The organism is Bacteroides sp. GD17, assembly GCF_038448625.1.
In the GTDB taxonomy this organism is placed as follows: Bacteria; Bacteroidota; Bacteroidia; order Bacteroidales; family Bacteroidaceae; genus Bacteroides.
The window spans coordinates 85,648-99,087 of sequence record NZ_JBCEZS010000014.1; the positions used below are offsets into that span (position 1 = coordinate 85,648).

Here is a 13,440-nt window from a genome sequence, read left to right on the forward strand (position 1 = left end):
AGTTCTGAAATCATTGTAGCAATAAGTTCTGAAATCATTCAAAAGGCCCTGTTGAGCCCCGTTCGGAAAGTAAGAACAGTATTAACTATCATTTAAGCGGAAGAAAATGAAAAAGAGAACTCTACTATTAGCATTAGTGGGCATGTTGCTTCTTGCCGGATGCAAGAAGGGCATGGAAGAGAGAGAAAGCAGCAATCTGCAACACAGAGGTGACACAGTGATTGTTGCCAACCGTACACTGAACGAGAAGCTGAAAGTTCAGGAAACACAAGTAATGCCTTATTCTAAGGAGGTGGTCACTGCCGGAACGGTACAGGCTATCCCTACTCAGTTTGCATACGTGGCACCGCCCTTCTCGGGACGGGTGATGAAATCGTGTGTCCGCCTGGGGCAACAGGTGACGGAAGGGACACCGTTGTTTGAAATCAGTTCCCCCGACTTCACCGCAGCACAAAAAGATTTCTTCCAGGCACGCCTGGCGCGCGAACTGGCACAGAAAGACTACCAACGCAAAAAGGACTTGATAGAAAACGGAGTCAGTTCGCAGAAAGAACTGGAAGAAGCGGAGAGCGCACTGCTCATTGCCGATAAAGAATATGAGAATGCCGTTGCCGCCCTGCGCGTCTACCAAGTGGAGAACCCGGAGAACATGACACTGGGACAGCCGCTGGTAGTGCGTGCCCCCATCAACGGGAATATTCTTGAAAATAACATCGTGACCGGACAATACCTGAAAGACGATTCCGAGCTTATCGCCGTAGTAGCCGACCTCTCGAAAGTATGGATTACGGCACAGGTGAAAGAGAAAGACATCCGCTTCATCAAGGAAGGAAACAAGCTGGATATAGAGATATCCGCCTTTCCCGGAAAACGCATCGAAGGTACTGTATTCCACGTAGAAGAATCGGTGGATGAAGGCACCCGTTCCATCCGTGTACTGTCAGTGTGCGACAATCGGGACGAGAAACTCAAACTGGGCATGTACACCACCATGCACTTCCTCAGCGAACCTGCGGATATGGTCCACATACCGGACAAAGCACTGCTACAAGGCGAAAAAGACAGTTATGTATATGTACAGACCGCGGCAGATACCTACGTACGGCGACCCGTAGAAGTGGAAGTTTCCAAGAACGGGCTGGCCGTGATAACCAACGGACTGGCAATGGGTGATAAAGTAATAAGCGAAGGCGGATACTACTTAAAATAAAGGACACGGATATTACTTAAAATAGAAGATTATGAAGAAAGATATCATGCTTACCATCATCCGCAAGAGGTGGGTGATGCTCTGCCTGTTCCTGATGCTGGGCGTCTTCGGCTACTACTCCTGGACGCAACTCTCCATCGAAGCCTACCCGGACATTGCCGACGTGACGTCGCAAGTAGTAACCCAAGTCCCCGGACTGGCAGCCGAAGAAGTGGAACAACAAATCACCATCCCGTTGGAACGCGCCATCAACGGACTGCCCGGCATGCACGTGATGCGCAGCAAGAGCACCTTCGGGCTATCTATGATAACCATCGTCTTCAAAGACGGGACCGAAGATTACTGGAGTCGCCAGCGAGTGCAGGAAAGATTGAACGAAGTGGAACTACCCTACGGCGCCGTGCCGGGACTGGACCCCCTGACATCGCCCATCGGCGAAGTTTACCGCTACCTGATAGAGAGCGACAAGCACTCGCTGCGCGAACTCACCGACTTGCAGAACTGGGTAGTGATCCCCCGCATCAAAGAAGTATCGGGCGTGGCGGATGTTACTAATTTCGGCGGCATTACTACTCAGTTTCAGGTGGAAGTAGACCCGCGGAAGCTGGAACAATATGACCTGTCGCTCGCCCAAGTGATAGAAGCCATCGAGAACAACAACGCCAACGTAGGTGGAAGTGTATTGAACCGTGGCGACCTGGGCTACGTAGTCCGCGGCATCGGACTGATAGAAGGGCTGGACGACCTGGGCAAGATTGTGGTAAGCTCCGAAGGCGGCGTGCCCATCTTCCTGAACGACCTGGGCACGCTGAAATACGGCAACCTGGAACGGAAAGGCGTCTTCGGCTACAGCGACCGCACGCGCCAGTACTCCGAAAGCCTCGAAGGCATCGTGCTGCTGCTGAAACACGAAAACCCTTCGGAAGTGCTGGACGGCATACACGCCGCCGTAGACGAACTGAACAACAGCATCCTGCCCGAAGGAGCCCGGATACACGTATTCCTGGACCGCACCAGCCTGGTGAACACCACCCTGAGCACCGTATCGCATACGCTGATGATGGGTATGGCGCTGGTCGTTCTGGTACTGATTCTGTTCCTCGGCAACTGGCGCGGGGCGCTGCTGGTATCGGTCACCATCCCCATCGCCCTGCTCATCGCCTTTATACTGATGAAGCTGACCGACATCCCCGCCAACCTGCTGTCACTGGGAGCCATCGACTTCGGAATCATTGTGGACGGAGCCATCGTAATGATGGAAACGATACTGAAGAAGCGCGAAGACCATCAAGGCGAATACATAGAAGAAAAGAGCATTGCCCAGCGCGCCCGCGAAGTAGGGAAACCGATCCTGTTCTCCACCGTCATCATCATCACCGCCTACCTGCCGCTGTTTGCTTTCGAACGGGTAGAGCGCAAGCTGTTCACTCCGATGGCATTCACCATGAGTTACGCCATGATTGGGGCACTGCTGGTGGCACTGCTGCTGATACCGGGCATTGCGTACGCCATCTACCGCAAGCCGCGCAAGATTTATAAGAACCGGTGGCTGGAAAAGCTGAGGGATAAATACGCCGCCATCGTAGAGAAGATACTCCGCCGCCCCCGCAGCATCATGGCTCCCGTAGCAGTGATACTGATAGCCGGAATCGTGCTGAGCATCACCGTAGGCAAGGACTTCCTGCCCACGCTGGACGAAGGTTCCATCTGGTTGCAGGTAAACCTGCCGCCGGGCATATCGGTGGAGAAGTCCCGCGAGATGTCCGACACGCTGCGTGCCCGCACCATGAAGTACCCCGAAGTGACCTACATTGCCGTACAAGCAGGACGAAACGATGACGGAACCGACCCCTTCACCCCGTCGCACTTCGAGGTTTCCGTCGGCATCAAGCCGTACGACCAGTGGCCGAAGGGAAAGACAAAAGAAGACCTGATAGAAGAACTGGCAGCCGAATACGAGACATTGCCCGGCTTCCGCGTAGGTTTCAGCCAGCCGATGATTGACGGAGTAATGGACAAAATAGCCGGAGCGCATAGCGAACTGGTAGTGAAAGTATATGGAAACGAACCTCGCGAAACCCGCCGCATAGCCGAAGAAGTAATGAATGTGCTGGCAGAAGTGCCGGGTGCGGTAGACCTCGACATAGACCAGGAACCGCCCCTGCCCCAGTTGCAGATACTGATGGACCGCGACGCCATAGCCCGATACGGACTGAACGTGTCGGACGTGTCGGACCTGATAGAAGTAGCTATCGGCGGAAAGGCTGTGGCGCAGCTCTACCAGGGCGACCGCCAGTACGACATCACCTGCAAGTACAAAGAAGAAGCGCGCGACACGCCCGAGAAGATTGCAGGGTTGATGCTGACTTCAGCAACGGGGGCCAAGATTCCGCTGTCGCAAGTGGCGGAAGTCAGGCTAAGTACGGGAGAGAGCACCATCACCCGTGAGATGAACCGCCGCCATCTGACGGTGAAACTGAACCTGCGCGGCCGCGACCTCGCTTCGTTCCTGAAGGAAGCACAAAGCACGATAGAAGAGAAAGTGAAGTACGACAAAAATAAATACACTATCAAGTGGGGCGGACAATTCGAGAACCAGCACCGGGCTTACTCCCGTCTGGCTGTGATTATCCCGCTGACGTTGATGCTGATGTTCATCCTTCTGTACAGCACCTTCGGCAAGTTCCGCCAGGCGGCATTGGTATTGTGCATCGTTCCGTTGGCGCTCTTCGGGGGAATGCTGGCGCTGAACCTGCGGGGCATGACGCTGAACGTATCGTCTGCTGTGGGATTCATCGCCATGTTCGGGCTGTCAATACAGAACGGAATTATCATGGTGTCGCACATCAACGGATTGCGCCGCGAGGGTATGTCGCTCCGCCGAGCTGTTGCCGAAGGAGCACGCCACCGCTTCCGCCCTATCCTGATGACGTCCATCACGACCATCATCGGACTGCTGCCGGCATCGCTGGCTACGGGAATCGGTAGCGATGTGCAGCGCCCATTGGCAACGGTCATTGTATATGGACTGATGTTCTCCACACTCATCTCAATGTTTGTGCTGCCGACGTTCTACTACCTGGTAGAACTCCGGCACCGGGGAACGACCCCTTCGGCACCGGGGAAGGATGCGTTCCCCGGTGTCGGACATAGCGAGCGCCGTAGAGCAGCTCAGGGACCGCTTGCCATGCTCCTATTATTATTTGTTGTGTGTAGCGAAGCTCCTGCCCAAAACACCGGATGTGTTCCGGCGCAGGAGCTTACTTTCCAGGAATACCTGGCACGTGTAGGCCGAAGCAACCTCAGCTACCTTGCCGAACGGATGAACATCGACATTGCCGAAGCAGAAGTCGTTGCCCAAAAGGTGCTGCCCGACCCTGAACTGGAATTCGAGGCAGCCAACGAAACCTTTACCCTGGGACTGGGCTACTCGCTGGAACTGGGCAATAAGCGCGGCGCCCGTGTAAAGCTGGCACGCAGCATGGCGGAGTACGAAAAGCTGTCCCTCGAAGCCTACTTCCAGGAACTGAGAGCCGAGTCCGCCGACCTCTTCCTCGAAGCCATCCTGCAACGGGAACTGCTCGGCGTGAAACTGGATTCCTACGAATACATGCGGCAACTGAGCCTGTCGGACAGCCTGCGCTACCGCTCGGGAGAGATTACCGAAAACGACCTGCGCCAATCCCGCCTCGAAGCATCGGCCCTGCTCAACGACGTCTACGAACAGCAGGCAGCCTATAAGTCGGCACTCGCCGTACTCAATCAGTATATGGGGCTCACCACCGACACGCTGCACACCCCCATAGGCAGTTGGGACAGCCTGGACCGCGACTTCGCCCTTGCCGACCTGCTGAAAGCCGGATTCGAGAACCGCATCGACCTGCGCGCTTCCGAAAAAGGCATCGAGGTAAGCACCAACGAGTACCGGCTGACCCGTGCCGAACGATGTCCGGACATCAGCCTGTCCGTATCGTACGAAAGGGATTGGAACGGCTTCCTTCCCCCCTCCCGCTCGGTGACCGGCGGAGTCAGCATCCCGCTGAGCTTCTCCAACACCAATAAAGGAGCCATCCGGGCTGCCAAGTTCCGCATCGAGCAATCGGGCATCCGAAAGAAGGACATGACCCTGCAGGTGCAGACCGAAATCAGCCAAGCCTGGTACAACTTCGAAGCCGAGAAGAAGAAAGTAAACCAGTACCAGACCGGCATGCTCGAAGAATCTCAGAAGGTACTCGACGGGATGGTGTACCGATACCGCCGCGGCGAATCGAGCATCGTCGATGTACTGATAGCCCAGCGCACGCACAACGACGTGCGCCAGCAATACCTCGAAACCATGAAGGGATACGCCGCCGCATTGGTAGAACTGGAAAAAGCATGTGGCACGTGGGATATTGAATTTTAAGGGCAGAACAAGAGCAATGAAGATATTCAGAATGAGAAGGGGGTGCTGTCGGTGAAATGGGAACTGGCGTAATGGAGGGTGTTAATGAATTATTCTTCCAACTCGGATTAAACGGATTTTCAACTTACTAATCCGCTCAATCCGAGTCTAAGAAATTGCCTTTTATCGTTTCGGCAGGCACCCTTTCAGCGAAGGATGAAGCGCAGCTTGCCCGCCTTCACCAGCTCGTCGTGGCTGATGCGGTAACGGGATAGCCGCCGTCCGCCCAACTCCATCCGGTCGATGTAGAGGGATTCTGCCGTGGGGCGTTCGGTTTCTATCACCAGGCTGTCGCATCCCCACACCGCGGGGTCGAGGCGGATGGTGACTTTGTCGAATACCGGAGTAGAGAGCGTGTAAGCAGGCTCGCCGGGACAGTCGGGATAGAAGCCCATCATGTTGAAGATGGCCCAGGTGGACATGGTGCCGGTGTCATCGTTGCCGGGGATGCCGTCGGGAGCATTGCGGAAGTACTGCTGCAGCAGGCGGTGCAGTTCTTTTTGTGTGCGCCATTCTTCTCCTTTGAAGTAAGAGAAGAGGTGGGCGTAGGCAATGTCGGGCTCGTTGGCAGGGTCGTAGAGGCCTTCGTCGAAAACGCGTTGCAGTTTGTCGATAAACGGTTTCTTTCCTCCCATCAGCCGGGCAAGGCCAAGGACGTCGTGGGGGACGTAGAAGGTATAGTTCCAGGAATTGCCTTCGTGGAAGCCCGGGCTGGGTTCAAAGTTCTCGCCTTCCATCGGATTGAAGGGGGAATAGAACTCACCGTTGGGCAAGATAGGACGGAAGGTGCCGAACTCTTTGCTGTAATAATGCTTATAACCCAAAGAACGGTTGTGGAAGAGGCGGGCGTCGGCTTGATAACGGCGGGCAACGGCACGCAGGCTGTCGGCAGTCGCACGGTTTTTCGCGGTAGCAACATGATCTTTCGCAGCAGTGGCGCGGGCAGCTTGCGCGTCGGCTTCCTTGCCTTGTGCTTCGGCTTCCCGGCCAAGGGCCTCAGCTATACGACTGAGGGCATTGTCGGCAATGTAGTATTCCAGGGCATGGGACACGGAGTTATCGTACTGTTGGCGCAGGGGGACGTAGCCCAGCGACATATAATCGTCATTATCGGGACGGAGCAGGTTCTCGGCGCCGGGCAGGGTGGCACCCTTGCGCATGGCTTCGTAAGCCAACTCGATGTCAAAGTCACGAAGCCCCTTCAGCCAGGTATCGACGATGACAGGGATGGACGGGTCGCCTTCCATCGTCAGCGTTTCGCGGCCATAGAGTTCCCACTTGGGCAGCCAGCCGTGCTCGCGGTACATATCGAGCATGGAGCGTACCATCTGCAACTGGCGCTCGGGATAGACCAGGGTGAGCAGTTGGTGCACATTGCGGTAAGTGTCCCACAGGGAGAAGACGGTGTAGCGGTCGCCCTGCGTGGTGCGGATTTCGTTGCTCTCCATGGCGGGGTACTCGCCGTTGACGTCTTGCAATACATTGGGATGTATCAGTGTGTGGTAAAGGGCAGTGTAGAAGACGGTGCGCTGTTCTTCCGTTCCACCTTCCACGAGAATGCGCGAGAGGTCATCGTTCCAGCGACGGCGGGCGTCCTGCAGCACTTGGCTGAAGTCCTTGCCGCGCTGCTCGGTGTCCAGGTTGAGGCGGGCATTCTCGATGCTGACAAAGGAGACGCCCATCTGCACTTCCACCGCTTCGCCTTCGCGGGTGTCGAAGGTGAGGTAGGCGCCGATGTCATCGCCGGCAATGTCGCGGCGATAGCGGGTATAGAGTTTGTATCGTCCGTTGTCGGGGTCCCACTGGGCCTCGACGCCGGTCATGGGGCGTTGCTTCTTCCAGTAGCCGGTGGCGACGGGCTGCTTATTGACGCGCATCACGAAGTAGATGGGGAACACCGCCTGCGGGTTGTAGCAGAAAGTACCGAGGAGTTTCATGCCTTCAAACTCAGTGTCGCTCGTCTGACGGAGAAAGGCACCTGATTCGTTGGTCAAACCTTCGCCCAGGTTCAGCAGCACGTGGCTCTGTCCGGCGGGAAAGGTGAAGCGCGCCACGCCCGTGCGGGGCGTAGCGGTCACTTCGGTCTTCACATTATAACGGGTCAGGAAATTTGTGTAATAGCCGGGCGAGGCCTGCTCGTCTTTGTAGCGGCTGCCGTATTCTTTATAGTCCACCGAGAGTTCGCCCGTAGTAGGCATCAGCAACAGGGAGCCCAGCTCGGGGCAGCCTACACCGCTGAGGTTGACGTGCGAATATCCGGTGAAGAAACAGTTGGTGTATTCGTAGGGGGTAGACCACCAGCGGGCATCTTTATCGTATCGGTTGTCTTCGGAGCCCATCACGTTGAAGGGCACTACGGACATCATTCCGTTGGGACAGACGGCACCGGGATTGGTAGTGCCGAAGTTGGTGGTGCCGATGAACGGATTGACGCAGTCCACGGGGGAAAAGTTCTTTTCTGCCGCCTGCGAGACAGCCAGTAAGCTGAAGAATAAGAGGAAAGAAGTGATTGCTCGTTTCATACTAACTAAGATTAAAGAAAGACAAAAGTTATGGGAGAATCTCCCCTTCGGGATGCCCCGAAACCTCAAAACGCCAGCGGTTCACTGCTTCGGGAAGCCCCGAAACCCCAAAACGCCAGCGGTTCACTGTTTCGGGAGGTCCCGAAACCCCAAAACGCCAGCGGTTCACTGTTTCGGGAGGTCCCGGAGCCTCAAAACGCCAGCGGTTCACTGTTTCGGGAGGTCCCGGAGCCTTTCCGACAGCTATTCGTGAGGTGTCGAGCACGGTCGGAGCCTTGCGGACAGGTGTTGGGAAATGGGAAGTTACGGAGTATCTCAAACTCCTCCGCCTGAAGGGGGATGTGCCCGTAGGGCGGAGGGGTTTCCCCTCCGAAGGGAATTGCACTAAGTTACTTTCTATTTATGTAAGACCCCTCCGCCCGCAAGCGGGCACCTCCCCTTTCAGGCGGAGGAGTTTGAGATACACTTGTTATCACACGCCCCTAAATCATCATTTAAACAATGCTTGTACGCTTCGTAAACTCTATGATTTCGGAGATATAGCCGAACGCCATTCCGACCACGGTATCGGCAGCGCCATAATATACAGCTACCCGGTCCCCGTCCTGCAACGCGGCGCAAGGAAACACCACATTGGGCACATCGCCCTGCAGCTCGTAGGGTGCGGCGGGTGCCAGCAGGTATTCACGCGTGCGGTAAAGCACCCGTTCCGGATTTTCCTTATCGAGTATCGCCGCCCCCATCGAGTAGCGGAAACCGTTGCAAGTAGTGATAACGCCGTGATAGAATATCAGCCAGCCTTCGTCCGTCAGGAAGGGCACCGAGCCTGCTCCTATTTTGGTGCACTGCCAGGCACTTTCAGGGAAAGGGGTGACTTTCATCACGCAGCGATGCTCGCCCCAGTACTTCATATCGGGGCTGTAGCTAATGTAAATGTCGCCAAAGGGAGTATGCCCGTTGTCGCTCGGGCGGCTCAGCATGGCATATCGTCCGCCTATCTTCTGCGGGAAGAGGACGCCGTTGCGGTTGAAGGGCAGGAAGGCGTTCTCGCATTGGAAGAATTCGCGGAAGTCGAACGTATAGCCGATGCCGATGGTAGGACCGTTGTAGCCATTGCACCAGGTAATCCAGTAGCGGTCTTCAATCCAGGTGACGCGCGGGTCGTATTTGTACTCCGACTCTATCATCTCCGTGTTTCCGGCTTGAAAACGGATAGGCTCGTGAGAGATTTCCCAGTTGATACCGTCTTGGCTGAAGCCGGCAAAAATATTCATCTGTACCGCACGGTTGTCGCAACGGAAGACACCGGCAAAGCCTTCGCCAAAGGGAACGACGGCACTGTTGAAGATACTGTTTGAAGAGGGAATATGATAGCGGCCGATGACAGGGTTCGCCGAGTAGCGCCATAGGACGTCCGTGCAACCTGCAGGGCGTTCTTCCCAAGGGATAATGATGTTGTTGCTCATATAGACATATTTATTATTAGATGTTTATTAATAGGTATTTTATCAGTTGACAGAAGATTATCATTTCTTCTCGTCCGCATACGTGAACGGTACAAAGTACGTGATGAGGAATGCCGGTATGGTGGCGAAGAGCGTGAAGACAAAGAACGTCTCATACCCCAGCGCATCGCTGACGAAGCCGCTGATCGTTCCCGGCAGCATCACTCCCAGATTCATAATGCCCGAGGCAAATGCGTAATGCGCCATCTGGTGTTTTCCCGGCGCCACCTGCTGCATCATGAAGAGGCTGAGCCCGACGAAACCGAAACCATAGCCGAAGTACTCCAACACAATGGCACTGCCAATCAGCATCCCGCTCTCCGGCTGATAAATGGCAAGCAGCGTATAGGCCACGAACGGCAGATTGAAAATGCAACACAGCGAGAACAACGTCCGCCGCAGTCCGCGATGCGAAATGTAATAACCTGCCAGCAGCGAGCCCAACACAAAAGCCGCAGCCCCGTAAGTACCGTAATACAAACCGATTTGCTGTTCATTCAACCCCAAACCGCCCGCCGAACGTTCTGCCTTCAAAAAGAGGGGAACAATCTTCATGACAAAACCCTCGGCAAGGCGGTAGAGGATGATGAAAGCGATATAATAACCAATGTGCTTCTTCTGGAAGAAATCGCGGATCACCCCTATCAGCTTGTCCAGCGTCTCACGCGCCGTGGCTGCACCGGATGCCGCCGCACCGCCCGAAGGCAGCATGCGGATATGATACAAACCGAGCGACACCATCACCCCTGCCATAATCAGCATCACCGTCATCCAGGCATTCACCGTAGCCTCATGGCGCACGGCTTCCGAAGCGCCCTCCACTCCACCAAAGCCCATCAGCAGAGCTCCCGCCAGCCATACCAGCCCGCCGGATGCCACAATCTTGGCAATGTTGTAGAAGGCTCCCTGCCAACCGATGTACTTGGCCTGGTCCTGCTTGTTCAGTTCCGACATATACACGCCGTCGGTAGCCACATCGTGCGTCGCCCCGCTAAAGGCAATCACCGCCAGCAGCCCGATGCACACCGCAAAGAACTGCGGCAAGTGCAACGCCAGGGCCACCAGAGCAAAGCCTGCTCCGGTAACCATCTGCGTTAGTACCACGAAAAACTTCTTGGTCTTGAACATTTCAAGGAACGGACTCCAAAGAAACTTCAGCGTCCAGGGCAACATTATTAACGATGTCCACAAAGCTATCTGTGCATCACCAATACCCAGCCCCTTGAACATCAGCACAGATACCATGTTCAGCACCACGAACGGCAGTCCCATGGCGAAGTATACGGTGGGAACCCAGGATATGGGGTTATGTTTCTTCTGACTCATACTTGATTTGTTTTGAATAAGCTATAAAAGAATTCTCTTTAGACAGAAGAACAAAAGAACATATTTATAAGTATGATATAGCCTATGTTCTCTAATTTGTTCTTTTGTTCTTCTGTCTAAAAAACAAGCCTATATTTGATTCATTTATCGATTCGGAGTGGCGTCCATCGTCAGCTCCAGCACCCCGCCTTCTACAATATCCCGGTGGGTGAAGAAGGGAGTTTCCAGCTTTTTGCCGTTCAGGACGATGCTCTGCACATACTTGTTGTCGCGGCTGTTGTTATGCGCCACAATCTTGAACGTCTTTCCCTCGCCCAGATGGATGGTGGCTTCGTTGAACAGCGGGCGGCCGATGGAGTACACCGGTTTGCCGGGGCATACCTGGTAGAATCCCATGGCATTGAGGATGTACCATGCCGACATTTGTCCGCAGTCTTCGTTGCCCGAGAGTCCGTCGGGATTATTGAAGTAAAGCGTATGCAGCACCTGGTCTACCAACTCCTGAGTACGCCAAGGCTGACCTACGTAGTTGTAGAGGTGTGCGATATGATGGCTCGGCTCGTTTCCATGCGCGTACTGGCCTATCAGACCGGAGATATCGGCAGATACTGCGTCACCTTCCAAAGTAGAGTCGGCAATGAACAGAGAATCGAGCTTGCTGATGAAACCCTCGCGACCGCCCATCAACTCTACCAGGCCGTCTACATCGTGGGGAACGAACCACGTCCACTGCCAGGCGGTGCCTTCGCAGTAGTCGTCGTTGCGGTGGTTAGAGGAACGGGGGTTGAACGGGGTGCGCCAGTTGCCTTCGCTGTCCAGGCCACGCATGAAGCGGGTGCTGGGGTCGAAGTAAACCTTATAACCTTCGGCAAAGGCGGAGTACTTGGCACGGTTGGCTTCATCGTCCAGGGCATCTGCCAACACGGAGATACACCAGTCATCGTAAGCGTATTCCAAAGCCTTGGCTACGGATTCATTGTCTTTGTCACAAGGCACGTAGCCTATCTTGTTCTTCCAGTATTTGGCTTGCGGCATCAGGTGCGGCAATACAAGGGGATGCGTGATGATGCCGGTGGTATCATACTCGGCAGCACGGATGCAAGCCTTGTAAGCTTCCTGCACGTCGAAGTTGCGATAGCCCTTCACGTAAGAGTCGGCAATGAGGGAAGCGGCATGATAGCCGATCATTGTTCCCGTATAGTTTCCGGCAAGTTCCCACATCGGCAGTACACCGCCTTCGCGGCTCTTCTGAATCAGTGAGCGGATGAAGGCCTCGTTCAGCGCCGGGTCGATAATGGTCATCAAGGGATGATAGGCGCGGAAGGTATCCCACAAGGAGAAGATGGTGTAGATAGGTTTGTCTACACTGCCTTGATGGGGTTTCAGGTCCATGCCCAGGTAGCGGCCGTCGGAATCAGTGAAGAGATTGGGTTGCATGCCCGTATGATAGAGAGCGGTATAGAACATGGTGCGTTGGTCCGCATCTTTCGTCTTGATGTCGATTTTGGAGAGATAAGTGTTCCATGCACTGCGTGCAGCCTGGCGTACTCCGTCGAAGTCCCATCCAGCAATCTCGGATTCTACGTTCCGGCGGGCTCCGTCCATATCAACGGCAGAGACACCGACTTTCACAAACACCTGCTCGTTGGCTTCGGTCTGGAATTGCAACAATGCCTTGGCGGTGGGAAGCAGCGGGCCGCCTTCGTCCAATGCCATAGAGTCGGTCACCAGGGTATAAGTGAAGGGCTTGGAGAACTTGGCGTAGAAGTTGATGTACTGGTCGAATGCCCAGTAGACGGTCTTCTTGCGTCCACGGATCTCGGTATCGCTGATTACTTCGAGTTCCATCTGCTCGTTCTTCTGACGCTGGATGCTATAATCCAGGTCGAGGATGAAGCCGGCATCTTCCGCTTTCGGGAAGGTGTAGCGATGAATGGCGGCACGTTTGGTGGAAGTCAGTTCGGCACGGACACCATAGCGGTCCAAGACGACGGAATAGTAACCCGGTTCGGCCTTCTCATTGTCGTGCGAGAAGGCGGAGCAGTAAGCCATCTGCTGGCTCTTCGAGCCCATGGAGTGATAATCCTGCTGTCCTACGGTAGGCATCAGCAGCACGTCGCCATAGTCGGCACATCCCGTACCGCTGACGTGTGTGTGCGAGAACCCGTTGATGGTGGTGTCCGCATAATAATATCCGGAACATGCGTCCCACTCGTAAATGCGCGTGTCGGGGCTGGGCTGAATCATCCCGTTGGGAACTACCGCGCCGGGATAAGTGTGTCCGTGACCACCGGTACCGATGAACGGATTGACGTAGGATGCGTAATCCGGCTCCGGCATAGTGCAACTGAATACAGTGGCGCCCAGCAGCAGAAGCCCGCTCATCAGTATTGAATTAGATTTCATGTTGTTCTTCATATCATTTTATTTGTA

General features: G+C 54.9%; 7 protein-coding genes and 1 pseudogene. 3 read left to right on the forward strand and 5 right to left on the reverse strand.

Annotated features, from left to right (window positions below; all coding sequences use genetic code 11):
* Nucleotides 1–106: 106 nt before the first annotated feature.
* The 3 genes and pseudogenes from AAE250_RS18875 (at nucleotide 107) to AAE250_RS18885 (ending at nucleotide 5,615) form a co-directional block, all read left to right on the forward strand.
* The gene (locus AAE250_RS18875) at nucleotides 107–1,210 is read left to right on the forward strand and encodes an efflux RND transporter periplasmic adaptor subunit (RefSeq protein WP_446715773.1); all 1,104 of its coding nucleotides are present in this window, start codon (nucleotides 107–109) and stop codon (nucleotides 1,208–1,210) included.
* 31 nt (nucleotides 1,211–1,241) lie between these two features.
* Nucleotides 1,242–4,298, forward strand: a pseudogene (locus AAE250_RS18880) (efflux RND transporter permease subunit); the annotation flags it as partial.
* A gap of 99 nt (nucleotides 4,299–4,397) precedes the next feature.
* Nucleotides 4,398–5,615: a TolC family protein gene (locus AAE250_RS18885; protein WP_294603079.1), complete on the forward strand. Its 1,218-nt coding sequence runs from the start codon at nucleotides 4,398–4,400 to the stop codon at nucleotides 5,613–5,615.
* 185 nt (nucleotides 5,616–5,800) lie between these two features.
* On the opposite strand, the gene AAE250_RS18890 is transcribed toward AAE250_RS18885, so the two are convergent.
* The 5 genes from AAE250_RS18890 to AAE250_RS18910 all read right to left on the reverse strand — a co-directional run bounded on the left by AAE250_RS18890 (nucleotide 5,801) and on the right by AAE250_RS18910 (nucleotide 13,425).
* Entirely contained in the window at nucleotides 5,801–8,176 is a 2,376-nt protein-coding gene (locus AAE250_RS18890; protein WP_294603069.1) for a GH92 family glycosyl hydrolase, read from the reverse strand.
* Between the two features lie 28 nt (nucleotides 8,177–8,204).
* Nucleotides 8,205–8,495, reverse strand: coding sequence for a hypothetical protein (locus AAE250_RS18895; RefSeq protein ID WP_342289291.1), 291 nt, complete (start codon nucleotides 8,493–8,495; stop codon nucleotides 8,205–8,207).
* A 175-nt stretch (nucleotides 8,496–8,670) separates the two neighbouring features.
* Nucleotides 8,671–9,642 (reverse strand): glycoside hydrolase family 130 protein, encoded by a 972-nt coding sequence (locus AAE250_RS18900; RefSeq protein ID WP_294603148.1) that lies wholly within the window; start codon nucleotides 9,640–9,642, stop codon nucleotides 8,671–8,673.
* A gap of 60 nt (nucleotides 9,643–9,702) precedes the next feature.
* The gene (locus AAE250_RS18905; protein ID WP_294603152.1) at nucleotides 9,703–11,007 is read right to left on the reverse strand and encodes an MFS transporter; all 1,305 of its coding nucleotides are present in this window, start codon (nucleotides 11,005–11,007) and stop codon (nucleotides 9,703–9,705) included.
* Nucleotides 11,008–11,151: 144 nt separating this feature from the next.
* A complete protein-coding gene (locus AAE250_RS18910) occupies nucleotides 11,152–13,425 on the reverse strand; it encodes a GH92 family glycosyl hydrolase (RefSeq protein WP_294603155.1) in 2,274 nt (757 codons plus the stop codon).
* Nucleotides 13,426–13,440 lie beyond the last annotated feature (15 nt).

Excerpts from the sequence above, each read along its gene's own strand:
- AAE250_RS18875 (WP_446715773.1), top strand. The coding sequence starts at position 107 with ATGAAAAAGAGAACTCTACTATTAGCATTAGTGGGCATGTTGCTTCTT.
- AAE250_RS18900 (WP_294603148.1), bottom strand. The coding sequence starts at position 9,642 with ATGAGCAACAACATCATTATCCCTTGGGAAGAACGCCCTGCAGGTTGC.
- AAE250_RS18890 (WP_294603069.1), bottom strand. The coding sequence starts at position 8,176 with ATGAAACGAGCAATCACTTCTTTCCTCTTATTCTTCAGCTTACTGGCT.
- AAE250_RS18910 (WP_294603155.1), bottom strand. The coding sequence starts at position 13,425 with ATGAAGAACAACATGAAATCTAATTCAATACTGATGAGCGGGCTTCTG.
- AAE250_RS18885 (WP_294603079.1), top strand. The coding sequence starts at position 4,398 with ATGCTCCTATTATTATTTGTTGTGTGTAGCGAAGCTCCTGCCCAAAAC.
- AAE250_RS18905 (WP_294603152.1), bottom strand. The coding sequence starts at position 11,007 with ATGAGTCAGAAGAAACATAACCCCATATCCTGGGTTCCCACCGTATAC.